Source organism: Bacteroides sp. L008, assembly GCF_040812255.1.
GTDB lineage: Bacteria > Bacteroidota > Bacteroidia > Bacteroidales > Bacteroidaceae > Bacteroides > Bacteroides vicugnae.
This window is the reverse complement of sequence record NZ_JBFNXO010000001.1, coordinates 2,498,985-2,524,879: the sequence shown is the minus strand read 5'-3', so window position 1 is coordinate 2,524,879 and position 25,895 is coordinate 2,498,985. Positions and strand designations below refer to the sequence as shown.

At 45.0% G+C, this 25,895-nt stretch carries 18 protein-coding genes; 6 read left to right on the top strand and 12 right to left on the bottom strand.

Annotation, left to right across the window (positions count from 1 at the left end):
• Positions 1-112: 112 nt before the first annotated feature.
• Complete coding sequence (locus AB3G73_RS10105; protein WP_367744748.1) at positions 113-1,852, bottom strand: thiamine pyrophosphate-dependent enzyme; 1,740 nt, start codon at positions 1,850-1,852, stop codon at positions 113-115.
• A gap of 236 nt (positions 1,853-2,088) precedes the next feature.
• Between AB3G73_RS10105 and AB3G73_RS10100 the strand changes: the two genes are divergently transcribed.
• From AB3G73_RS10100 to AB3G73_RS10075, 6 genes are all read left to right on the top strand, one after another.
• Entirely contained in the window at positions 2,089-2,307 is a 219-nt protein-coding gene (locus tag AB3G73_RS10100; RefSeq protein WP_004301053.1) for a winged helix-turn-helix domain-containing protein, read from the top strand.
• A gap of 171 nt (positions 2,308-2,478) precedes the next feature.
• Positions 2,479-3,492, top strand: a complete 1,014-nt coding sequence (locus AB3G73_RS10095; protein ID WP_148364624.1) for a low specificity L-threonine aldolase — start codon at positions 2,479-2,481, stop codon at positions 3,490-3,492.
• 89 nt (positions 3,493-3,581) lie between these two features.
• Entirely contained in the window at positions 3,582-4,781 is a 1,200-nt protein-coding gene (locus AB3G73_RS10090) for a BamA/TamA family outer membrane protein (protein ID WP_367744746.1), read from the top strand.
• Positions 4,768-6,471, top strand: coding sequence for a phosphoethanolamine transferase (locus AB3G73_RS10085; protein ID WP_298044784.1), 1,704 nt, complete (start codon positions 4,768-4,770; stop codon positions 6,469-6,471). Before AB3G73_RS10090 ends, AB3G73_RS10085 begins: the two co-directional genes overlap by 14 nt.
• Positions 6,472-6,584: 113 nt before the next feature.
• Complete coding sequence (locus AB3G73_RS10080; RefSeq protein WP_367744745.1) at positions 6,585-7,550, top strand: DnaJ C-terminal domain-containing protein; 966 nt, start codon at positions 6,585-6,587, stop codon at positions 7,548-7,550.
• 14 nt (positions 7,551-7,564) lie between these two features.
• Positions 7,565-7,879 carry a chaperone modulator CbpM gene (locus AB3G73_RS10075; protein WP_167511769.1) on the top strand — a complete coding sequence of 105 codons (315 nt, stop codon included), beginning with the start codon at positions 7,565-7,567 and terminating at the stop codon, positions 7,877-7,879.
• A gap of 109 nt (positions 7,880-7,988) precedes the next feature.
• On the opposite strand, the gene AB3G73_RS10070 is transcribed toward AB3G73_RS10075, so the two are convergent.
• The 11 genes from AB3G73_RS10070 to AB3G73_RS10020 form a co-directional block, all read right to left on the bottom strand.
• Positions 7,989-8,462: a GAF domain-containing protein gene (locus tag AB3G73_RS10070; RefSeq protein ID WP_148364627.1), complete on the bottom strand. Its 474-nt coding sequence runs from the start codon at positions 8,460-8,462 to the stop codon at positions 7,989-7,991.
• Between the two features lie 7 nt (positions 8,463-8,469).
• Positions 8,470-13,530 carry a DUF4132 domain-containing protein gene (locus AB3G73_RS10065; RefSeq protein WP_367744743.1) on the bottom strand — a complete coding sequence of 1,687 codons (5,061 nt, stop codon included), beginning with the start codon at positions 13,528-13,530 and terminating at the stop codon, positions 8,470-8,472.
• 38 nt (positions 13,531-13,568) lie between these two features.
• Entirely contained in the window at positions 13,569-13,988 is a 420-nt protein-coding gene (locus tag AB3G73_RS10060) for a hypothetical protein (protein WP_074556967.1), read from the bottom strand.
• A 7-nt stretch (positions 13,989-13,995) separates the two neighbouring features.
• On the bottom strand, positions 13,996-15,750 hold the full coding sequence (locus AB3G73_RS10055; RefSeq protein ID WP_074556926.1) for a rhomboid family intramembrane serine protease: 1,755 nt from the start codon (positions 15,748-15,750) through the stop codon (positions 13,996-13,998).
• Between the two features lie 153 nt (positions 15,751-15,903).
• The gene (locus AB3G73_RS10050; protein ID WP_148364630.1) at positions 15,904-17,610 is read right to left on the bottom strand and encodes an acyl-CoA dehydrogenase family protein; all 1,707 of its coding nucleotides are present in this window, start codon (positions 17,608-17,610) and stop codon (positions 15,904-15,906) included.
• Between the two features lie 6 nt (positions 17,611-17,616).
• Positions 17,617-18,636, bottom strand: a complete 1,020-nt coding sequence (locus tag AB3G73_RS10045) for an electron transfer flavoprotein subunit alpha/FixB family protein (protein WP_074556922.1) — start codon at positions 18,634-18,636, stop codon at positions 17,617-17,619.
• A gap of 2 nt (positions 18,637-18,638) precedes the next feature.
• Positions 18,639-19,511 carry an electron transfer flavoprotein subunit beta/FixA family protein gene (locus AB3G73_RS10040; RefSeq protein ID WP_074556919.1) on the bottom strand — a complete coding sequence of 291 codons (873 nt, stop codon included), beginning with the start codon at positions 19,509-19,511 and terminating at the stop codon, positions 18,639-18,641.
• A 262-nt stretch (positions 19,512-19,773) separates the two neighbouring features.
• Positions 19,774-20,304, bottom strand: coding sequence for a GNAT family N-acetyltransferase (locus AB3G73_RS10035; protein ID WP_074556917.1), 531 nt, complete (start codon positions 20,302-20,304; stop codon positions 19,774-19,776).
• An 8-nt stretch (positions 20,305-20,312) separates the two neighbouring features.
• Positions 20,313-22,187: an alpha-L-fucosidase gene (locus AB3G73_RS10030; protein WP_195650276.1), complete on the bottom strand. Its 1,875-nt coding sequence runs from the start codon at positions 22,185-22,187 to the stop codon at positions 20,313-20,315.
• A gap of 39 nt (positions 22,188-22,226) precedes the next feature.
• Positions 22,227-22,907: a hypothetical protein gene (locus tag AB3G73_RS10025; protein ID WP_008651952.1), complete on the bottom strand. Its 681-nt coding sequence runs from the start codon at positions 22,905-22,907 to the stop codon at positions 22,227-22,229.
• A 136-nt stretch (positions 22,908-23,043) separates the two neighbouring features.
• Complete coding sequence (locus tag AB3G73_RS10020; protein WP_074556912.1) at positions 23,044-25,890, bottom strand: TonB-dependent receptor; 2,847 nt, start codon at positions 25,888-25,890, stop codon at positions 23,044-23,046.
• Between the last annotated feature and the right edge of the window lie 5 nt (positions 25,891-25,895).

The following is a 25,895-nucleotide window of genomic DNA, read 5'->3' as shown; positions in this document are numbered from 1 at the left end:
GATTTCCACTTCAAGATAGACTATAAAAAGGTATGACTTACCTTATTGCGATTAGCAATAATAGTAAGTCATACTTTGGGAGAGGTATTGAAGATCCTAAAAAGAGAATAACTTAAAATACCTCCCGTATATGCTTAAAGTTAGAATTGATAGTATCAATAACTTCTTGTGAGCGACCGTTGATTAACAACTTGTACATCGACTGTGCAAAACCCACCATTTGTCCGAATTCGATTTTCGGAGGCATGGCCAGTGCATTCGGATCAGTCATGATATTGACAAGTACCGGACCATCCAGTTCGAATGCATTAAGTAAGGTAGTCAATACTTCTTCCGGATCGCTGACATTAAAGCCTGCCATTCCCATTGCTTCAGCCACTTGGGCAAAGTCCGGATTCAGCATATTCGTCTGCCAGTCCGGCAGTCCGTCCACTTCCATTTCCAACTTCACCATTCCTAGTGAGCGGTTGTTGAATACGATGATTTTGATCGGCAACTTATATTGGACAACAGTTTCCAAATCTCCTAGAGTCATAGACAGTCCGCCGTCTCCGCAAAGTGCCACTACCTGACGATCCGGATAAGCTAGTGCGGCGCCGATGGCTTGCGGCAAAGCATTTGCCATAGAACCGTGATTGAAAGAACCCAGCATGTGGCGTTTGCCTGTTGCTTGCAGATAACGCGCTCCCCACACACAAGTCATTCCCGTATCTACTGTGAACACAGCATCATCCGAACTTAGTTTGTCTATTTCGGACATCACATATTCAGGATGAATCTTATTTACATCACCTTTATCTTCCGTGTAAGCAGCCAGATCCTTCTTTACTCCTTCATATCTTTTGAGTTGTTTCAACAGGAACGAATCATCCGTCTTCGGATTCAGCATACGCAATAAACTTTGGATGCTAAGTTTAACATCACCGCAAAGTCCGATATCCACCTTTGCACGGCGTCCCAGACGTTCGGGCTTTATGTCAATCTGTGCTATCTTGATGTCATTCGGCAGGAAAGCGGAATATGGAAAGTCAGTGCCGAGCATGAGAAGCACTTCGGCTTCATGCATACTGTAATAGCCCGACGGCATTCCCAGCAATCCGGTCATACCCACTTCATACGGATTTTCATATTGCACCTCCATCTTTCCTTTGAAAGTATATACAACCGGAGCGTTCAGCTTCTCGGAAAGCGCAATCACTTCCTCGTGAGCTCCCCGGCAACCGATGCCGCAGAAAAGAGTGATGCGTGTATGTTTGTTTAACAACTCGGCTAATTGAGCCAGATCTTCTTCCGATGGGCAAACTTCCGGTGGGGCAGGATAGTTGATAACCGATGAGTCGACAGCAACGGCAGAAGCCTTTGCCAAGTCACCCGGAAGCCCGATAACGGACACCCCTTTGCGGGTGACAGCCGTTTGTATGGCCGACTGGAGCATACGTGGAAATTGCTTGGGAGTAGTGGCTACTTCATTATAATAACTGCAATCGTTAAAAAGTTTGATGGTATTCGTCTCCTGAAAATATTCCGTACCGAACTCTCCGGTAGGAATTGTAGAGGCGATGGCGATTACCGGTGCACCGGATCGGTGTGCGTCATACAAGCCGTTAATCAGATGAACATGCCCCGGTCCGCTACTTCCCGCACAGCATCCCGGACGACCGGTCAGTTGTGCTTCTGCAGCAGCGGCATATGCTCCTGTTTCTTCGTGGCGCACATGTATCCATTTTACTTGATCGTTTTTTCTGACTGCTTCGTTTACTTCATTCAGACTGTCGCCTGTTACGGCGTAGATGCGTTCAACTCCGGATTTTACCAGAGTATCTATCAGTTGTTCTGCTATTTTTTTTGCCATAGCTGTAATTGGTTTAGGATTGATTTTTATGTAATAACAGATGGCTGCAAAGAAAAGTTCTAATTTAACATATACTAATAACACCTTTGTGTCGGGACACATCACCGCTTTTATGTTAAAATTAATTCTGTAACAACCTTTTAGTAAAGACGCATAAACAATTGCAGTATCCTTTTGTTATCTTTATAGGCGAAATCTTAACCTAATGTATTAAACCTCTTAATTACTCTAGAAAAATGAACAGAAATGAAATCGGTGTGAATGCCGGTAAGGTTTGGCAACTGCTTAGTAATAATGAGAAGTGGAGCTATGGACTTTTGAAGAGAAAATCCGGGCTGAAAGATAAAGAGCTGGGTGCCGCTTTGGGCTGGTTGTCAAGAGAGAGCAAAATAGAGTTCGATCAGTGCGATGAAGAACTTTATGTATATCTCTGTGTGAATGTTTATATTGGCTAAAAGAGTTTGACACTTTAACGAGAACAGAAGAATCTCCGGAGGAATGACAGCATAATCAACACTTCGGAGATTCTCGTTTTTTATCCTTTTTCTGCTTTATGTATCTTCCTTTCAATGGATTTCCGGAAATAATTCTGTTACTTTGCATCACGAATTAAAATGTAAGAAACAATGAGAAGTTTTGCCTCCGACAATAATTCCGGTGTGCATCCGTTGGTAATGGAAGCATTGAACCGGGCCAATATAGACCATTCTTTAGGATATGGCGATGATAAATGGACAGAAGAAGCCGTAGCGAAGATAAAGGATACCTTTACGCCCAACTGTGTCCCCTTGTTTGTATTTAACGGAACAGGTAGCAACGTGGTAGCATTGCAGTTGATGACCCGTCCGTATCATTCCATCTTTTGTGCGGAAACGGCTCATATCTATGTAGATGAATGCGGCTCTCCCGTGAAAATGACAGGTTGTCAGATTCGCCCGATCGCCACTCCTGACGGTAAACTTACCCCGGAATTGATGCAACCTTATCTACATGGTTTCGGCGACCAGCACCATTCACAACCCAGAGCCCTCTACATCTCCCAATGTACCGAACTTGGCACCATTTATACTCCCGAAGAATTGAAACGTCTGACAGACTTTGCCCATCTGAATGGCATGTATGTACACATGGACGGAGCCAGAATAGCCAACGCCTGTGCTGCTTTGAATCTTACCTTAAAAGAACTGACAGTAGATTGCGGAGTCGATATTCTTAGTTTCGGCGGAACGAAGAACGGACTGATGATGGGAGAGTGCGTGATTGTATTTAATAAAGACTTGCAATCGGAAGCCCGCTTCATCCGTAAGCAATCCGCCCAATTAGCGTCGAAGATGCGTTACCTCTCTTGCCAGTTTACAGCATATCTCACAGATAACCTCTGGCTGAAGAATGCCAGTCATGCCAATGCAATGGCTGCTATACTCTATGCTGAATTGAAGAAACTGCCCGAAGTAACTTTCACTCAAAAAGCCGAAAGTAACCAGTTATTCCTCACCATGCCCCGCTTGGTTATCGACCGGATGCTGGAGTCTTATTTCTTTTATTTCTGGAACGAAGAGAAGAATGAAATCCGTCTGGTAACTTCTTTTGATACCACAGAGGAGGATGTAGGCGAGTTTATAAGACTTTTAAAACGTTAAAAAGGAAATCCGGAACAACAAAAGCGCCTGAAACTCTGTTGTAATAAGAAGTTTGAAACTAACTTTGTCCGCAAAGTTTTCTACTTCTTATGATTATGAATACTAGACAGAACAGGCTAATCATATTCGCGATTTTGTTATTGACACAAACCCCATTGGGCGCGCAGCTGCATTCTACTAAAATTGAACTGCCGGAGGATTCTATACCTGTAATCATTGAAGATTCTGTTCCGGCGAAGCGCAGCTTCTTTAAGAAGTTTCTTGATTACTTCAATGATGCCAATAAGGAAAAAAAGAATAAAAAGTTTGATTTCAGTGTGATAGGCGGTCCTCACTATTCCAGTGATACCAAGTTCGGACTCGGACTGGTGGCAGCCGGATTATATCGCACCGATCGGATCGATTCGCTTCTTCCTCCCTCCAATGTTTCTCTTTACGGAGATGTGTCAACGGTTGGCTTCTATTTGTTGGGAGTCCGTGGAAACCATCTGTTCCCGCAAGATAAATACCGGTTGAATTACAATCTGTATTTCTATTCTTTCCCCAGCCTGTATTGGGGACGGGGATATGACAATGGAGCCAACTCTGATAATGAAAGCGACTATAAACGTTTTCAAGCACAGGTGAAAGTTGATTTTATGTTCCGGCTGGCAAAGAACTTCTACATCGGACCGATGGCCGTATTTGATTATATCGACGGGCGGGACTTTGATAAACCGGAACTATGGGAAGGAATGGCTGCACGGACTACCAATACCAGCCTGGGGCTTTCCCTCCTTTACGATTCACGTGATTTCCTGACAAATGCATATCATGGCTATTACTTGCGGATAGACCAACGGTTCAGTCCGGCTTTTCTCGGCAATAAATATGCGTTTAGCAGCACAGAACTCACTACCAGCTATTATCAACCGGTATGGAAGGGCGGAGTATTGGCGGGGCAATTCCACACATTGCTTACTTATGGAGATACCCCCTGGGGCTTGATGGCAACGCTGGGAAGTTCCTACTCGATGCGTGGATATTACGAAGGACGCTATCGGGACAAGTGTGCTATGGATGCACAGATAGAACTCCGTCAACACGTTTGGAAGCGGAATGGAGTGGCAGTATGGGCAGGAGCGGGAACGATTTTTCCGCGACTCTCCGAGTTCACCCCGAAACATATTCTGCCTAATTATGGTTTCGGTTATCGTTGGGAGTTTAAGAAGAGAGTAAATGTACGTTTGGATTTAGGGTTTGGCAAACACCAGACCGGATTTATTTTTAACATCAATGAAGCTTTTTAAGAATATAAAGAATTGGTTGGAGAATCAGGAACATCTGTTTTATCTGTTCCTGTTTATCTTGATAGTACCTAATATGGTACTCTGTTTTACAGAACCTTTACCATTTATGGCAAAAGTCGCCAATGTGTTGTTACCTTTCGGTTGCTATTACCTGTTGATGACTTTGTCGAGGAATTGCGGCAAGATGCTTTGGATTTTATTCCTGTTTCTGTTCTTCGGAGCCTTTCAGATCGTGCTGCTCTATTTGTTCGGCCAGTCCATTATCGCTGTCGATATGTTTTTGAATCTGGTTACCACCAATTCGAGTGAAGCCTTGGAACTGCTTGATAACCTCACACCTGCCATTATTGCCGTAATCATACTCTACGTGCCCGCTTTGATATTGGGAACCATTTCAATTGTACGCAAGCGGAAACTCACGGCAGAATTTATCCGCAGAGAACGGAAGAGAGCCTCCATAGTCTTGGGAATCTCCCTCCTTAGTCTTGTCGGAGCATATATGCAAGACCCGGGATATGAGTTGAAGTCTGATTTATACCCGCTGAATGTATGCTACAACGTAGGTCTTGCCTTCCAGCGAACCGCTTTGACGCAGGATTATCACCGTACATCCAAGGACTTTACTTTTCATGCCCGCCCTACGCATCCGGAAGAAAAACGGGAAGTATACGTAATGGTTGTAGGAGAAACCTCCCGTGCCCTGAACTGGCAACTGTATGGTTACGAACGTGAAACAAACCCGCTTTTATCCCGGCAACTGGGTCTGATTGCTTTCCCGAAAGTACTGACAGAGTCGAATACGACACATAAAAGTGTCCCCATGCTGATGTCGGACGCTACTGCTTGCAACTACGACTCTATCTACCATCAGAAAGGAATCATCACTGCTTTCAAAGAGGCAGGTTTCCGGACGGCTTTTTTCTCCAACCAACGTTACAACCATTCATTTATTGACTTCTTCGGAATGGAAGCCGATACATATGATTTTATAAAAGAAGATTCTGTCAGTTCTTCCTACAATCCTTCTGACGACGAACTTCTGAAATTGGTGGAGCAGGAACTGGCGAAAGGTGCGACGAAACAATTCATCGTACTTCACACCTACGGTTCACACTTTAACTATCGCGAACGTTATCCGTCAGAAGATGCTTTCTTTACACCCGATTATCCGGTTGATGCGGAAAGGAAATACCGGGATAATCTGATAAATGCCTACGATAACTCTATCCGTTATACAGACCGTTTCTTGTCACGGCTTATCCGCATACTGGAAAATCAGCAGACAGATGCCGCCATGCTCTACACTTCCGATCATGGAGAGGACATTTTCGACGATTCACGTCATCTGTTCCTTCACGCTTCTCCTGTACCTTCTTATTATCAGCTTCACGTTCCGTTCCTTATCTGGATGTCTGGCAACTACCGTGAAAGCTATCCCGAACACTGGAGTACCGCCATTGGTAATAAGGATAAGAATATTTCCTCCAGCAGTTCTTTCTTCCCGACCATGCTGTCTTTAGGTGGAATAGAAACCCCTTACCGGGATGATTCGCAGGCTGTAACAGCTTCGCACTACGTCCTAAAACCGAGAGTTTATCTGAACGATCACAATGAACCCCGTCCGTTGGATGATTTGGGCATGAAGAAGCAAGACTTCCAGATGCTGGAAAAGAAGGATATTAAGTATTAGGTATAATACTTAATACTTGATACTTAATACTTATTTATTTTAATTTTTGCATCCAAAAGCGGGATTGGCGTGTTATTTGCCTTATGATGTATGAACGATTAAATTCATAAAACATGGCCTATATAGATTATTACAAGATTCTTGGAGTAGACAAAAGTGCTTCGCAGAATGATATCAAAAAGGCTTTTCGTAAGTTGGCCCGGAAATATCATCCTGACTTGAATCCTAATGACCCGAGTGCAAAGGATAAGTTTCAGGAAATCAATGAAGCCAATGAGGTACTAAGTGATCCGGAGAAACGTAAAAAGTATGACGAGTACGGAGAACATTGGAAGCATGCCGATGAATTCGAAGCACAGAAACGTGCACAGCAACAAGCCGGAGGCTTTGGCGGTGCAGGAGGTTTCGGCGGATTCGGCGGTGCGGGGCAGGGTTTCTCCGACGGTAACGGAACCTATTGGTATAGTTCCGATGGAGAGGGATTCTCCGGTGGCAATGCCAGTGGATTTTCCGATTTCTTCGAATCCATGTTCGGACATCGGGGAGGAAGAGGACAAGGCTCTGCGGGATTCCGCGGACAGGACTTTAATGCCGAACTTCATCTTTCCCTTCGTGATGCTGCTCAAACGCATAAGCAGATATTGACCGTAAATGGTAAACAGGTACGTATCACTATCCCTGCCGGTGTAGCCGAGGGACAGGTTATTAAACTGAAAGGCTACGGAGCCGAGGGTGTCAACGGAGGACCTGCGGGCGACTTGTACATTACGTTCGTGATAGCTGAAGATCCGGTGTTCAAACGCTTGGGCGACGATCTGTACGTAGATGTGGAAGTAGACCTTTACTCTGCCGTATTGGGAGGCGAGAAAGTAGTCGACACGCTGGACGGTAAAGTGAAACTGAAGATAAAACCGGAAACGCAGAACGGTACGAAAGTCCGTCTGAAAGGTAAAGGATTTCCGGTTTATAAGAAGGAAGGACAATTCGGTGACTTGATTGTGACCTATTCTGTCAAGATTCCTACGAACTTGACCGACAAACAAAAAGAGTTGTTCCGTCAATTACAGAGTATGAACTAAAATGAATGAGTACTATGCAGACCGAATTAATAATTGTCAGTGAATACTGTCACAAATGTCATATTGAGCCTTCATTCATCGAAATGTTGGAAGAGGGCGGTTTGATTAACGTGCATACCGAAGGCGGCGAACATTATCTGCTTTTGTCGGAACTCCCGAACGTGGAACGTTATAGCAGAATGTACTACGACTTATCCATCAATATGGAAGGTATCGATGCCATTCATCATTTGTTGGAAAGGATGGAAGATATGAGGCACGAAATGAGTTCGCTTCGCAAACAACTTTTGCTGTATCGGGAACGGGAAATAGAAGATATGGACTGGTAAAAAAACAGAGCCTCTGTTTGATTCGAACAGAGGCTCTATTTATAGTAAACGGAGGCTCTGATTCATTCAATCAGAGCCTCCGTTTTTTCAGGACGTTTATACTGTTATTTTATAATACAATATACGCACAAATCTCTTCCAAATAGCGTGTGTCGATAGTGTCGAAGCTATCCAATGTATCACTGTCGATATCCAGCACCCCGACAACTTTGCCCTGCTTGAGGATCGGTACTACTATTTCCGATTTCGAGTCCGAACTACAGGCTATGTGTCCGGGAAACTGTTCTACATCAGGAACAATCAGTGTGCGGGCTTCTTTCCAGGCAGTTCCGCAAACTCCTCTGCCAAAGCGGATGCGAGTGCAGGCAATGGGGCCTTGAAACGGACCCAGTACGAGTTCTTCCCCTTTCACAAGGTAAAAGCCTACCCAGAAGAAACCGAAAGTCTGCTTTAAGGCTGCTGCCATATTGGCAAGATTGGCAATGAGATCCGCTTCCGTACTTACCAAAGAATGCAGTTGTGGAAGTAACTCCCGGTACTTTTCTTCCTTGCTTCCTGTGTGGATGATTAAATTTTCTGCCATCTCTTTACTATTTGATTTGGTTCAGGATGCTTGGATCTTTTATTTTATCGTCTTCTGCAAAGAAGATAATCTTAGTCAGTATCTCGGCAGTCTTCGGATCTTCATCTACGAAAGGCAGGAACAGGCGTCCGCGATTCTGTGAATGTACCGGAAGAACGGCTATCTGTGCACCACCTTCCTGATGGATCACACCGCTGCCCAGATGAATATTGTACTTACCCAGTTTGCCTTCGATGTGAGCAAAACTTCCTTTTATTGTCACGTTCTTGAAATGGAACAACGGTATCGTCAGTTCCACCAGTACGCTGCGCATCTCGATGGTAGAGTGGCTGGTTTCCGGGTCAACGCTTCCGGCATGGGCTACGCTCACTGCCAGATCTACATCTCTCATTACTTCGGAGAAGATGACAGGAGGAATCTCCGAGATTTTCATCAACTTGTAGTCTTTGCGGCTATGGAAGCAGACATATTCCAATGTCGGAGCTTCGATGTCGGCAGGGGAGAACCAGTCTGCCATGGCATAGATGGTGGCGATGATATTCTCTTTGTAATATATCTTTTGGAGACCATCCTCATAATCGGCTACCCAACGGCGTCCTTTCAGTACGGCAACCGTTTTCTGTGGTTGAATCTGATTTCCGGCATAACGGCGGGATTGAGTGGCTTCTACTTCTTCCGGAGTCGGAACGTAAAGTTCGCGGAACACCTGTTTGAAAGGTTGGCGGATTGATTTATCAAACAGGAATTTTTGGTAAGCATGCCAGTCTCCGCTTGTATACAGGTCTGTGGGGTGTGCGATGCGTAACTCGTCTTTCGGTTTTAACGGGAGGCAAACGGCATTCACTGTAACCAGCAATCCATCGGTGTAGAAGCCTGTCTGTCCGTTGCAGATGAAGACGAGATGTTTCAATAATGGCCAGATGACAGGATTCTGCATCAGCTTGCGCAATTCGTTTTCTTCAAAACGGGTGCAGTCTTCCATCGCCTGTTCCAGCATGATGCGCGAACGGGTGTACTGGTCTTTCAGCTTTTTGTGCACCGCTTTCAGTTCTTCTATATACGGATGCTTTTTCAGTTTGGCAGGCATGCTGTTGAGTTCTTTGCCGTCTTTGATTTGCTTAATCTCCGATTTGCCTTCCTCGTTGATTTGTACATACACTTCTACGCCGTCTATCTTTTTGGGAGACAGGTAGGGAAGAAGTTCTTTAATCAGTTCGGTTTCCATGCTCCAGGTCAGGCGGGTAACGTCTCCGTAACCAGAGTTGCGTGCCAGGTTTTGCAGGGCGATGTTTACCGCTTTCTTTTCGCTTTCCTGCCTTTGAGCACCGAATTCCTTGCTCTCTTTCAGGAATTTTTGCAGGTATTGATAACGAACCAGCAGTTCTTTATCCGGCTTCCGTCCCAATGGGATGAGGCCGTAGCTCATCAATAAGTCTTTGTTGCGCTTGGCTATTATTTCTTTCTTTATATCTGCCGCCTTCACTGCACCGTTGGTAGCATCGGCAAACTTACGGGCACGGGTATGGCTGTTGCTGCATGAAATATATTTAGCGGCATTGTAGACCACCTCGAAGCGTTGCTTGCCAATTGTCTTAAATGCATCTTTGAACCAGTCGATGTCAAAAGCACCTTCCTGCAGGTCATCCACGTCGATGGGGGTGTAGCGGGCGATAATCGCTTTCTTCTTGTCGTCACACGTTTCATTGGTGTGGGCGTGGAAATAATAGGCTGCACTTGTCAGTCCTTTCCAGCCTATTGCCTTTTCGGTCAGTTCAATCCATTGCGGGGCGAACATGGCGGCTTCTACCAGTCGCTCGTCGCTGATTTCGGCCTGCTTCGCCAGTTTCTTCAGATTCTCGCTGGTGTCCGTAGGCAGGGGATGGCAAGCATGAAGCAAGCTGCTCAATACACCCCGTTTGGTGCTGCCCCAGTTGTAACTGTCACGTATGAAAGTATCTTTGCCGAATGCTTGCAGAATACGGATAAATGTTTCGGCTCCATAGACGTAGCTTAGTTCTTCTGCAAGGGAGGTGACTTGTGTCTCGGAGTCTCCGCGTTTTAATTCGATTTCAAGAATCCGGTCTACCACCTTTTGGGCGAGGGAACGGAAGAGGGAGAAGTCGATGTTTTTGATATCGGCATATCTTTCTTTTTCCTTGTTGAAACGAACATTGTCGTTCAATACCATGGTGATTGCTTTAATCTGGCTGGGAGAGCTGATGCGTCCTATCATTTCACGGTATACTTCCTCTGTCGGGATGATTCCCAGCATCCAGGCACGGGCAAAGTCCGTGGCATGAAGATAAGAGTCCGTTTCCTCCAGTGGGGGGGTATGCTCCATGTAGTTGGTGAGCTTATAAAGCTGATAGCGCACCGTGAAGTAACGGATAAATAAATCATCACTCATGGGCTTTTGAGGCATTTCGAGCCAGAAGTTCACGAATTTGTTGTTATGTATCGGATAAACGACTTGTTTTTCTCCGTATTCCAGTTTGTCCTGGAGCCATGCATGCTTACTGGTGTACTGGCGGAAAATGTTTTTGGTATTTAGCAAAGGCAACAGTTGGAGTAGCATATTGACAGCCAGTCGTTGATAGACGGCTTCATCTTTGTACTCGTATGCCAGTGCTTCGATGATATCACTCATCTGTTCATAGTACGGCATCTTGCGGAGGTCTTTCTGCAATCCGCGGTAAGTGATGCCGGCATACATACGGTTGACAAGCGGCTCAAAAGTATTACTTGACTTCTGGGCTGCCTTGATGTCTTCTTCATCCTCTTCATCGTAGTCGTCCTTGTCTTTGGGAGCACCTGTCGATGCAAGCATGAAACTCATCATCAGCAATTTGTCATAGCTTCCTATTTCTTCTTCGTAGAAGGCTTTCCACAATTCCGGGAATCCGAGTCCGCTCAATCCTCCGTAGTTGCTCCAGTTTATCAGGACACTGTTACCTATCAGGCGTGCTTCTCCGTACCCATTCTTGAATTCTTCATTCTTGTAGGTTTCGATGTATTTGCTTAGTTTCTTGAAAACGAGTTTGGCCCTTCCGAAGCAAATGAATTCGAATGCTTTTTTAACGTTGAATCCTTTGTCCTGGGTAATTTCCGGCAGATTGACTTCAAGAGACGGATCGTACAGACCAAAACCGTTATCTTTGGTATAATGTTGTGTGACGCTCTCTTCTGTTCCATTGCCAATCAGAGATTCTATCAATACTTTTTCTTTTGCGTTCGGCTTCTGAATCTCTTTGACTGTCGGAATCAATTCCTGATAGATATCTTGCAGGAATTCTACGTTGTGTATGGTCTTCATCATGTCCAATCCTGCCAGGCGGCGTTCGGCAACCTTGTCTGTTAGCAAGCGGCGGATGCTGCCGGATAGCTGTTCTTTGGGCTGTTTCATCAGCAGATTGATAGCATGGATACGCATTTCACTATATTTGAAGCGCAGCAACTCTTCTACTTTCTGGTTCTGTTCGGGCGACAAGGTCATCTCGGACAATGCTTTATATGCTTCTTCACGCACATCTTGCGAACGGTCGCCCAATGATTGCAGTACATATTCTTCCTGTAGCGGACTGGTCGGTGGAGCTAATACGACACCGATATAGCCTGCCCGCATATAAGTATCCAGAGAGGGCAGATAGCTGCAAAGGTCGTCTTTCAATGCAGAGTTATTGGTCATCCAGGTGATATATGCCATCTTGAGAACGATTTCCGAACGGGTGAGCTCTGCGCTTTCCCAAGGGAACACATAAGGAGAATAAATCTCTTTGGCGGAGATGGACTGATAGACTTGCTTCAGATATTCATAATGGCGAACCGCCTCTTCTTTGCTATCAAAATAGTCGTGGAGTGACGGGACATCTTTGTGTCCTCCGTACCGGCTAAGATAGAGACCGGACAGATACAACGGTAAGATAGCCGCTACCACCGACGGTTCCTTATGCCATCTTTCGAAGGCATTTTTGCTGATTCGGTGGTTCATGCCGGAATATTGTGTACAGCGCAAGAAATAAAGTAACGTCTGTACCTGATATTTAGCACCTTTCTTGATAATTTCCGGCACAAGCGTCTGAATCTCTTCCGTATTATAGAATCCGATGCTCCATAAAGCCAGATAGAGTTCGACTGTATCTTTGCTTTGAAGAGCAGCGTGTGCCTGTTTCCGGTCGTTCAGAAAACGATGGATCAGTTCTACATATTTATTGGTGATACGTTCGCTGCTGTCTTGTTCTCCAATCCCCGTACTGACTGCAATACCGCGTTTCACGGAAGCAAATCGTTCCAGACCGTTGTCGCAGATGACCGAGAAAAGATGGAGATAACTTTCGGGACATCCTTCGTCCATCGTTTCCACGATAGCTTGACGGAGCCCTTCCTGTAATTTGGCTGCCAGAAGTAACTTTCCTTCCAGTTCCAGTAAGGGGCGGTATCCGCTCATTGCGATAGCCTGAAAATGTCCCTGATTGAGGCGGTTGGCGTTATTTTCGCTGGTCAGCACGCTGTTGAGATGCTTAATGACAGTCTGGTTGCCTTCTGCTATTTGGGCGGCCATCCAGTTCTGGCAGTTCATCGAATCCTTGTATGCTTCTATTTCTTCCGGAGTGTTTCCTCCGTTCAGTACGGCTTGATCCGTAAATCCGGTGGCGCGCAGTTTCAGAAACTGGGTCAATGCATCTATAACGTGGCCGATATGCAGAAGAGGATTTGCCGACCGTTGCGACCGGCGCGAGTATCCGTGAGTGTACGGACACCGTGCTTTGAGCTCCAGATAGGTGTGGAACAGGTGGGCGTACTCGTCTCCCAATAGATAGCGGAGTAGCTTGTTCAACTTACCGTCGAAAAGATTGGCAACGCTTTTAATCTTTTCTTCTTGGATAATATAGATGATGCAAGGCTCTAATTTATCGCTGTATGCACCATATCGGGTATCCATGTTGAAGTATTGCATGAATACATCCAACAGTGTCATTGTCTCTTTGTCTAAACTGGTTCTCTTTTTTGTTAACCTTTCAAGGTATGGAGCAATCCGTTTATTTAATGCGTCATTATAAATCAGTCTCATGATTCTTTTCGTTTTCAATGTGTTTTATAGGATAATGATTACCACAATCTTCCCGACAGCATGGCGAGCCGGATGAAGGTCAGGGTCGATTCTTCTTTAAGTTGGATGGGAGAGGATAAGTCCCCGGCTTCCGCATCATCCATGAAGATACGAAAAATCCCGTCCTCGTAGGATTGCAGGGCATTGGTGATTGCTTCGACTTCTACAGCTGGTTTGCCGTTATAATTTACTGCAAACCCTACTTTGCCGGAAGCTGTTTTATTTTCCACTTCTTCCTGTGTGAGGTATTTCAGCACTTCGCTCTGTTGCAAGCGTTCATTGTATTCGCAGACTTGCCAACTGACGATGGCTTCGATCAACCCCTGTACATTGACAGGCGGAACAGGAAAATCGATAGGAATCTTTTCGATACTGCACTTTCGTTTTCCTAACTGTTTGACTTGGATATATACTCTCATATTCTCTTTATTGGGTGATCTGAATACTTGATGTAATGGCATTCAGATCGGTTTCAGCTTCTTCGTCATAGACAAGCATGACAATGGCAAAAGATCGTTTCTTGCTCTCTTGAAAATAATGCAACACTATTTGTTTTACATCCTCTCCCGGTTCATCAGGAGCCCCGATGTGCAGGGGATTCGTGATCTTTGTCATAGGGAGTCCGTTGATGTTGACATTGCTTAGTTGGTAATCTTCTGACGGTTCCCCTTGTGCATTTCTCGGGAGAGTGAGTGATAACTCTTTCATGTGTTCAAACTCCTTCTGCGTGTCGTAGGTGAGGGCGGTAATCGTTAATTGATTCCCTCCGTTGACCAGCATGAGTAATGGAGGTTCCGCACCGTCAATTATTCCTTTTGCTCCTGCTATTTTTGTCCAGTTGGTAGGATACTGGCAACTGAATTTGGTGGCTGCATCATAATAAGACAGCCACGTATCGTCATTGCCGACAGGCGTATATGCCGGAACTTTCCTGCTGGAAAGATTGTCCGTAGCATTCACAGTGGAATGATTACTGTTCTCGTTTTCTTCTTCCAGTTCGCCATTCAGATAGGCTTCCACAATACCGCTTTCCCATTCATTACGTATCTCCGGGTAAAGAGGAGGAACGTTTTTGCACAGGATCATGAAGCTGAACAGGAATATACAGAATATACCAAGCTCCCCGATGATGGAGACAGTCCGCTGTGCATCGGGTTTCTCGAACTTGTAGCCGACCACGTATATAATTCCCAGAACAAACCCGCTTAACAACCCGCCAATATGGGCGGCATTATCAATGCCGGCTTTCATCCCGTAAACCAGATTATACCCCACAAAAATGAGGATGCTGGTTAACAATGCCTTTCGTTGTTCTTTGGCGATGCGATGAAAGAGGAGGAACGCAAGGAATATACCGTAAAGTCCGAAGATAGATCCGGAAGCTCCGGCGCTGATTGTCTCACCGTGCATATACAGGCTGAATGCAGCCGAACATAATCCGGTTAGCAGGTATGAAACGAACATACGGCGTCCTCCTATCAGTTCTTCCAACAGAAGTCCTACATACATGAAAGCATACATGTTCATCAGGAGATGGAAAGCTCCGATATGTATGAAGTTGCAAGTCACTGTGCGCCACCAGTCACCAGTGAGAGTTAGCGGTCCGAAGTCGGCTCCCCATTTCAGTAGTGACAGAGTGGAAGGGGACATAATACCCACTCCGGAAGCAATCATCACAATGAATACAAGAATGTTGATGTCTATCAGGATGGGGGTCGCTATGAATCCTTTGCGGGGAATGAAGAAAGACAGGAAGGAGTTTTTTTTCTTTTCTTCTTCTATATAAGCTTTTTCTTCTTCCGTGAGCGGTCGGTTGAACTCTTCTTCGAAATCTTCTGCTCTCCGGCTTAGCTCTTCCAGAGTGAGTGAAGTCCTTATTTCTTCCATCGCCTCCCGTAATTTCTGTATATTTTTTCTGTTCTTTCCATAATCAACAAATTGTACGGAAGAAGACTGGCTGCGAACGGATACTTCTCCGTCACTTTCCTTTTCTATAGTAAAGGTTATTACCTCTCCGTGAGAGTACATATTGAACGGGACTTCAAACCGGACTCCTTCCGGAGTCACTTCTCTGATATTCCACTCAAGTTTTTGAGAAGCTTCGAGAGCCAATATAAGGATTTCCGTGTTGGATAAACCAGGCAGATGTAGTTTGTCATTATATGAAGGTTTGAGTGCCATATTTCTATCTTTATCTAGAGTCATCAATTAAAAAATAACTTATCTCACTGACAAATGTATAGAATAATAATGGAAAATAATAGAATATGACAAATAAAAAAAGCATCCATTTCGTAAGAAAGGATGCTTTTATGAGATTTAGTCGATTATTTGTTACTTTTTGTAGAAAGCCAAATCTTCTTTGTCGAAGTTTTCGATGAAGTTTGCGTGCTTTTCCACTTCCGCTTCTGCATAGTTTAAATATACGTGTGCAGATTTGGAGAACAGTTCGGAAGCTTTGCTGGCATCTTGAATCAACAGGTGACACATGATAATGTCAGCAGCCATTTCCATCAATTTGCGGGCAGTGAAGTCAAGTAATTCCTGATCTTGTGCTTCTTTTACAGCGTTGGTGCTTGCTTCAAATTTGTCAGCCATCTTCTTCAGGCGAGACATCAGCGGTTCCATTTCCGGTGAACAAGGAATGGCCTCAAACTCGCGGATAGTAGCGATATAAGAACCATTAGTCACGTAACGGATAGCGGCTACAGTCTGCAACTGGGTAGTTCCTTCGTAGATGCTGGTGATACGCGCGTCGCGATAGATGCGTTGGCAAGCATATTCCATCATGAATCCTGAACCACCGTGAATCTGAATGCAGTCGTAAGCGTTCTGGTTAGCATATTCAGAGTTCATCCCCTTGGCCAGCGGAGTAAAGCTGTCTGCCAGTTTGGCGTATTTCTTCTGTTCCTGACGTTCTTCCGGAGTCAGTTTGCGTTCGCGGGCGATGTCATCCAGAGCTTTGTAGATGTCTACATAGCGTGCTGTTTGATACAGCAAAGCACGTCCGGCGTCCAATTTACCTTTCATGATAGCCAGCATGTCATATACTGCCGGGAACTCGATGATCGCTTTGCCGAACTGCTTACGGTCTTTGGCATAAGCCAATCCTTCATTGTAAGCTGCCTGACTCAATCCTACGGACTGTGCGGCAATACCCAGACGTGCACCGTTCATCAAAGCCATTACATATTTAATCAAACCGAGTTTGCGGTCACCGCAAAGTTCAGCTTTTGCATTCTTGTATACCAATTCGCAAGTAGGGGAACCATGGATACCGAGTTTATTTTCGATACGGCGCACATTTACACCCCCTTGGCGTTTGTCATAGATGAACATAGACAAGCCACGACCGTCTCTTGTTCCTTCTTCCGAACGTGCCAGTACGAGGTGGATATCAGCGTCACCGTTTGTAATGAAACGTTTCACGCCGTTCAGCAACCAGCATCCGTCTTTTTCGCTGTAAGTAGCTTTCAGCATAACAGATTGAAGGTCGGAACCTGCATCCGGTTCTGTCAAGTCCATGGACATTGTTTCGCCTTGGCATACACGAGGGATGAAGCGGCTGTGTTGGTCTGCATTACCGAATTCGTACAGCGTTTCGATACAGTCCTGCAAAGACCAGATATTTCCGAAACCGGCGTCGGCGGCAGCCACGATTTCCGCGCACATGGTGTACGGAGTGATCGGGAAATTCAAACCACCGAATTTGCGTGGCATGGTCATGCCGTTTAGTCCGGCTTTCACCATAGCATCCAGATTCTGTTTGGTTCCGGAAGCATATTCTACGCGACCGTTGGCACAGTGAGGACCTTCTTCGTCTACACCTTCTGCGTTAGCGGCAATGATTTCTCCTGTGATTTCTCCGGTAATCTCCAATACTTTGTCGTAAGAGTCTACAGCATCTTCGAAGTCCAGCGGAGCATAGTCGAATTCATCTTTATCTCTGTAATTGCGTTCTTTGAGTTCGCAAATACGTTTCATCATCGGATTGTTCAAGTGATACTTGAGTTCCGGTATGTCTGTATAATAATTAGCCATCTTTCCTTACTTGCTATTTTGTTTATAATACTTAATCATCTTCGGCACAACTTCTTCAATACTTCCGTTGATTACGTAATCGGCAATCGTATTGATCGGAGCATCCGGATCGTTGTTGATGGAGATGATGATACCACTTTCCTGCATACCGGCGATATGCTGAATTTGTCCGGAGATACCGCAAGCGATGTAGAGTTTCGGACGAACGGTGACACCTGTTTGTCCGATCTGGCGATCATGGTCTGCGAAACCTGCGTCAACAGCTGCACGGCTGGCACCTACTTCTGCGTGAAGTTCTTTAGCGAGGTCGAACAGCAGGTCGAAGTTTTCTTTCGAACCTACACCGTAACCACCGGCTACGATAATCGGGGAACCTTTCAGGTTGTTCTTGGCCTTTTCTACGTGGCGTTCGATCACTTTCACTACGTAGTCTGTGTCAGCTACATATTTTTTCACGTCGTGACGGATCACTTCTCCCTGATAAGTCGGAGAGAGGATTTCTTTCTTCATCACACCTTCGCGAACGGTTGCCATCTGCGGACGGTGTTCCGGGTTCACAATCGTAGCAACGATGTTACCGCCGAATGCCGGACGGATTTGGTACAACAGGTTCTTATAAGTCTTACCTTCTTTTTTGTCTTCGTGGTCACCGATTTCAAGTGAAGTACAGTCGGCAGTCAATCCGCTGGTCAGGGCAGAAGAAACGCGCGGACCGAGGTCACGACCGATAACGGTAGCACCCATCAAACAGATTTGCGGTTGCTCTTCTTTGAAGAGGTTCACCAGGATAGCTGTGTGGGGAAGTGATGTATAAGGGTAAAGTCCTTCACCGTCGAAAACGTGAAGTTTATCTACTCCATAAGGAAGGATTTGTTTTTCAATATCTTTGAGGCCGCTGCCGGCAACTACAGCTTCGAGCTGACAGTTCAACTGGTTGGCTAACGAACGACCTTTGGTCAGAAGTTCGAGGCTAACGTCTGCAACGTTACCTTCTTCTATTTCGCAATATACAAATAAGTTATTCATGATTATCCGATGGTGTGGTTAGCTAATAGTTCAACAATCAGGTCTTCCACGTCACGGTCGCTGCCGCTGATGGTTTTGCTCTCTTTAGCCTGGAACACGATGTTCTGGATGGCTTTCACTTTGGTCGGCGAACCGGACAGACCGCATTGCGCAAGGTCACCGTTTACGTCGGCTACACTCCATTCTGGCAGATTCAGATAATCACGCTTGTCATACAAATCGGTATAATCAAGGTTGCCTTGCTGCTTTTCGGTTACAGTCTTGGCATGTTTGTATTTTTGAACCAATTTTGCATTGCGCGGACGGCAGGGAGCTGCAGAACCGTTTACGGTAATCACGATGGGCAGCGGACCTTCTACAGTTTCTACGCCACCGTCAATGTGACGTTTCACTTTGATTTTACCATCGCCCACTTCCAGAATTTCTTCTGCGTATGTGATCTGCGTCAATCCCAGTTTCTCTGCTACCTGCGGACCTACTTGCGCCGTATCACCGTCGATAGCCTGACGACCGCCGATAATAATGTCACAATCACCGATTTTGCGGATGGCAGTAGCCAGTGCGTAAGACGTAGCCAGTGTGTCTGCACCAGCGAAAGCACGGTCGGTCAGCAAGTAACCGTTATCTGCACCACGGAAAAGTCCTTCACGAATAATGTCGGCTGCCCGTCCCGGTCCCATTGTCAGGATAGTTACGGTAGAGCCTGGATGAGCATCTTTCAGTCGAAGAGCTTGCTCGAGGGCATTCAGGTCTTCGGGGTTGAAGATAGCGGGAAGTGCCGCGCGGTTAATTGTCCCGTCGGCTTTCATGGCATCTTTCCCGACGTTACGTGTGTCGGGAACTTGTTTTGCCAATACAACAATTTTCAAACTCATGCTATAAATTTTAGTATTAGTATTTCTACAAGTTAGCAGCCAGTAGTCAAGTAGTAATCTCTTGCTATCTAAACTATCCGGTTAACTATCAGCTTGCAAATTTACTCAAACACTTGGTTCTGACAAGAAATCCGAGTAAAAAATGCACAGGTTTAAGATTTTTGAGCAAAAGAGGAAGGTTTTTATAGATTTCATTCAGGGTTGGCAAGGTGTTTATGGGCAGTCTGCCGGATTGTCCGGCAGACTGTTGATGAATTCCGGATTATTTGATAAGTTCGTAATAATGTGCGTTCGTGAAATTATCATTCTTGAAAATAGCTTTTTGCATAATTCCTACTTTCGTGAATCCCACTTTCTCTAATACACGCATGGATGGGGAGTTATGCTCAAATACGACTGCGAATACACGTACTTTATCAGTGTGTTCGAAATAATAGTTGATGGCTTCTTTCAAAGCATCAGTTACGATTCCCTGATTCCAGAAAGGTTCTCCAATCCAGTAGCCTGCTTCTGCACTAAAACGTTCTACATCCGTAGCGGGTACAAAACCGATACTTCCGACTGCTTCTCCATTTACTTCAATGCAGAAATCATGAATATTTTCTTTTGCTTGTATCATAGCGAGAAAAACTTTAGCATCTTCCTGACTATAAGGATAGGGGAGACCGTCACGGCAGTTATCCCAAATATTCTTGTTATTGAGATATTTGGCTAATGATGCTGCATCTTCGGTTTGCCAGGTACGGAGAGTATAGTTTTTCTTCTGCACGATAATTCCTGTTTTCTGTACCATATCATCTATTATTTTATCCCAATTTCAGCTAACCCCATCGGTTCACCGTCATGTATCATCCGTGTTGCTTTCAACTGAATATAGCGAGCCTTGACCGGAGTAAAGTAAACCGATTGCATAATCGGATTGCTCTTTATATTGGAAAATTCATCTTTGGCTACTACCTGATTGACCGCATTGCTGTCCATGCCTACAGAGATTTCATAAGCCGCGATCAACCCTTTATTATATTCACTTTGGTCGGGGAGATAGTGGAATGACGTAATCGTGCGTTCTTCTCCCAAGTCAATCAATAGTGTATTTCCATTGATGAAACAGGTGGTCTGGTCGTTCTTATCCATACCTTTCTGTGCTTCCTCCACGTCTACTCCAACAAGAGTGAACGGGTAGCTTTTCAGTTCTGTAGCTTTTGCTGTGTATGTATCCGAAGTCTCTCCTGCATAATATCCTTCAATGTTATTAATACAGAGACAAGCCCGTGAATCTGTGAAGCGGATACGAATCTTATCCGTAGTGATTGTTTCGAAACGAAGGAGCCGTTTATATCCGATAGTGGTAGTCTCCTCATTGAGCTTTACAGGGATCCATTCGCCTGCCTGGTTATATTCTACAACGAATGATTTGACACGTTGTCCGAGAGGAATATATTCCTGCAACATCATACGGTTGATCTTCTCTGCTTGAGGTAAATCGAATTCGATAGTGGCTGAAATGACATCGTCATTGGTAGCCCAATAAGTATCATAATCACCGTCGGTCACAGCTTTGGCGGAGAATGTTCTTCCGCGTTCGTCCGATGCTTTGGGAGAGAGTCCGGCCAGCAGATTGTGTGCCAGTTGTTTTTGTACATTCTGGTGGAAGTTTACGGCATTGGCAGAGTCAGTAGGATGAATCAATCCGTCACGGTCTACCGGGAAGTTTAATAATAGCGTTGCGTTATGTCCTACGCTGCGGTAATATAAATCGGTCAGTTCGTCTACTGTTTTCACACGGTCGTCTTCTTCCGGATGATAAAACCATCCCGGACGGATGGAAACATCACACTCGGCAGCTACCCATTGGTTACCGTCGGCATGACCATATTGCAGTTCACGATACTTGGGATAGCCCGGATAAACTTCTCCGGCACGGAGAAAAGACCAGTTGGTGGCTCCGGCAAATCCGTGTTCGTTGCCCACCCAACGACAGCCCGGACCTCCATCCGAGAAGATAACAGCTTGTGGCTGTAACTCATCAATCATCTTGTAAGCTCGCGGATAGTTATAATAAGTTTTGCGGTCGATCGTACGGCTGTCTTTTGCTCCGCCATACCAGCCGTCTCCACCGTTGGCACCATCAAACCAGATTTCAAATACATCACCGTAGTTGGTCAGCAATTCGTTGAGTTGTTTATAGAAGTATTCTACATATTCGGGGGAACCATAATTGGCCTGATGCCTGTCCCAGGGAGAGAGATAGACTGCGAATTTAATGCCATACTTTTTGCAGGCATCGGACAGTTCGCGAACAATATCTCCTTTTCCGTCTTTGTACGGAGTGTTGCGGATACAGTACTCTGTCAGTTGCGTGGGCCACAGGCAGAATCCATCGTGATGTTTCGCTGTCAGGATCACTCCTTTCATGCCGGATTTGACAAATGTCTGTACCCATTGTTCACAGTCCAGACGGGTAGGGTTGAATGTTTTAGGATCGGAGTCTCCATATCCCCATTCGCGGTCGTTGAATGTGTTAAGTCCGAAGTGTACAAACGCATACGTTTCCATTTTTTGCCATTCCACCTGTTTGGCTTCGGGAATGGGTAAGATAGCTTCCGGTGCTTTTACCGAATTACAGGCACTTAGTAGAAAGAGACCTGTTGCGAAGATAAGAAAGTGTTTTTTCATGGGGGTGTTTATTAGTTAATAATTGAATGTAAGAATCATCTACAATGTAATTCCAACTACAAAATAAAGTTGCTCTTCATAAGGGTTGGCTATTAGCTTTCCGAAGATGGGTAAAGAGAAGTTGGACGTTATTTTGATATCTTTTGTTGCAGATAATCCGATATTGACTACATTGAATTTGTCGGAGTACATACTTTCCCAAGGAGTGAAACCAGCTTCGATATTCATATTTACATCCTTCACGCTGAACGGGTAACTCAACTCGCAGTAACTGGACCAGGCACGTTTCCCGTTTTCCCGGTAATCGTTTCCGGCAAAGGTAGTGTACCAGCTTACTGACAATGGGAACTTTTCGCTAAGCATATAGCCGGCTCCTGCCTCGAAAGTGTGTCCGGTAGAGTGCGAACTGTAATTGAAGTATTTGAAAGGTTCTTCTTCTGTCTGGGTAAAATAGTTATTGGCGTAAAGAGTCAGGTTTTTGTATTCGTACTCTAGTGATAAATCTATTTCATTGTTCTTTTCGCGAAATTCGGTAGAGCCCCATGCGTAAACAGTCAGTCCTTTCCAGTTGAGGCCGAGTGAAGGCTGCACACTTGCATTACCGCTATCTATACCGCGCCAGATATAACTGCTTACAAAATCAGCAGTTACAAAAACTTCTTGTGCCTGTGCAAAGGCTGTACAAAACAGGATGACAATAAGTAGGATTCGTTTTTTCATTTTATCGGTTATTTCTTCTTGTTTTCGGGGGATAAAGATACACAATATATAGATAAATGATGACAGATGAGGAGAAAAAAGAAAACGGCTGTATTGAGCAGCCGTTTCTTAAGTAATTGTGAATCTTGAAAGTTAGTTAGAAAGTGACGTCCATTTTCAGCACGAAAGTACGTGGGGCGGCAACTGCCATTGGGCGGTAGCTGTATTCTTTATTCAACAGGTTGTTCACCATAAACTGGAAAGCTACTTCTTTTGTGGCTTTTACTCCGAAGCGTACGTCGACAGTAGCATAGTCTGTATTATGTTTTTTCCAGTAAGTAGCCAGTGTTTCTCCTTTTGAATAACCGAAAAGGATGCCACGTACATAATCCATCAGGTCTTTCTGCTGTTTCTCGCGTTCGTCCAACATCAGATAGTCAACTGCCAGAATTTTGCTCTTCCATGCTACATTGGCACCGACATTGATACGTTTCCACTGGAAATCTACTGTAGCTTTAAAGCTGTGCTTCGGGCGATATTTAAGATACTTACCTGTGTTCGATTTCTCTTTCATCTGAAGAGGATCGGTATAAAGCCCCTCTACTGCATTACGTTCCTGATAGTCAGCATCGCGTGGCTCCGTGTATACATATCCTAAGTTATAGAACAACTTCGTATTCTTATTGAAATTATACACGCCGTTCGTTGAAATTTCTACTCCGTAAATCTGGGCTTTCGATACATTGTGGAACTGGGCTCCGATGCCGAAACCTTTGCCATCTGTCAGCATCTGAAATGCATCGCCTATGCTATTAATCATTGTGTAATTGGCATTGTTGAACAGTCCGAACTGGAATTCAACCATGTCTTTATACTGTGTATAGAATCCTGCAACATCCACAAAACCCTGGAAATTGCCGACCTTATATCCTTGCTTAATTCCTAATTCCGCATTAAATCCTTTCTCCGGTTTGATGTCCAGATTAGGATAGACGCCAACCCCACCAATATCCTTGCGCAGGTATTTTTCATTGATAGACGGATTACGGTAACCCTGTCCGAAGCTGGCACGGATAAAACTGTAATCAGCCAGCTGATAATTTAACCCTGCACGGAAGACCGGACGGAACGGAACCTTGGTTCCGAAAATTTTGGTTTCGGCTTCACGGTGATGATTATTCACCCGATAATATTCGGCACGTACACCGGCAGACACACTCAAACGATCCCAAAAGCGCTGATCGTACTGAAGGAAAGCAGCTACATTATCACTTTTGTATACCTCATCCATTACAGCGGAGTCATAGCGGATATGTTCTAGGGTTACTCCGGTAGTGATTTGTGCACCACCTTCCCATTTCTTATTGAACTGGTAGTCGAGATAGTAATCGAAGTTCTTATCAGTCTGTGTTTTGGGAGTGTTTCGTGACGGATTGATAACATTTGATAACCACGGAATCAGATCACTCGGTAACTGTCCGTTCGCAAGTCCTCCCAAGTCACTCGGCACTCCGTTGTCCATTACCCAGGAGATCAGATCGCAATAATCGGCAGTCGTCGCATTCGGGAAAATATTGCCTAATGAGGTGAACACTCCGTTCATGGCATCTTCCAGATTACCGTTGACAAGTCCGGAACCGATACCTACCAATGCAGGATAGAGTGAACTGTAATCGCCACCGGCTATATTCTGTATCGTTTTGGCATCAGTTCCCATATTTCCCAGAATATCAGTGATGGAAGTTCCTTGGGTAGGGCGTACGATATTGTCGGCGCTGTAATAGAAACGTCCTTTAATCTTATGTGACGTACCGTTTTCCGGATTCACATAGTTGATGAACGGATCGATATGGAAATTATTCTCTTCACGTCCCATGTTGGTGAAAGGAGACGGTTTGTACACTTCCGTTGGTGAACGCCAGATGAAGAAGTCGCCGTATTGATTGGAAAGGAAATCGACATTGAAACCATAGTTCAACAGTTTCATTCCCATATCGGGCTGATGATAAGTGAGGCTCCCTCCCATACGGAAACGTTTGTTGTATCCCTGTTGGCGGTATCCTTCATCAGTGAAAAGATTGATTCCTCCGCTGACATCGAAATTACCGATACGGCGGGAATGGGAGAGGTCGAATCCTTCGTAAATAGGATTCCGTATACCGCTAAGAAGACTTCCGCGCAGGATCGGTTTAACAGAATATTTATCATCTTTCCAGAAACTCTTGTCGCTCCATTGGTATTCGTCGTTTTCCGCATCACCATATACACCGATATAGGCGCTGAATCGTGTTTTCGGTGTCAGTCCCGGACGTGCGGTACGGATATTGATAATACCATTCAAAGCTGATGAGCCATATAGTACGGAAGATGCTCCTTTAATCACTTCCACCTGTTCTACGTTCTCTAAAGGAACAGTGTTCCAGTTGATTTCTCCTGTTTTCGGATTCAGTGTGCTCATTCCGTCCACAAGAATTTGGCTGCGTGCACCTACTCCGTAAGTCCATCCGCTACCTCCGCGCATAGAAGGTTGTTTGTCTACAATGTCTACACCGGGAAGTGTGCGGAGAGTGGAAGAAATATCCGTGGGTGCCTGACGGGCAATATCTCCGGATTTAACAACGTCCATGGAGACAGTGACATCACTCAACTTCTGTTCAAAGCGTCCGGCACTGACTACGACTTCTTCCAGCAGCTTGGTGCTTTCTTTCATGTAAACGTCTTTGGTGACTACTTCACGCTTGTTGATAACGATGGGCATCAAGACATCATCATAGCCAACATAGCTGAATACAAGGTCAACTCCACCTTCGGGAAGTTTGATTTCATATTCTCCGTTAATGTTAGATACTACTCCCTGATTACCATGAAGTTTGTAGGTGACGGTGGCTCCGACCAATGGCTCATTGGTCTTGGCATCATATATATGTCCTTTCAGGGTTTGGGCAAAGATGCTTCCGAAACCGGTAAGGCATAACAGGATTGTTAGGATATATAATTTCTTCATTGTTT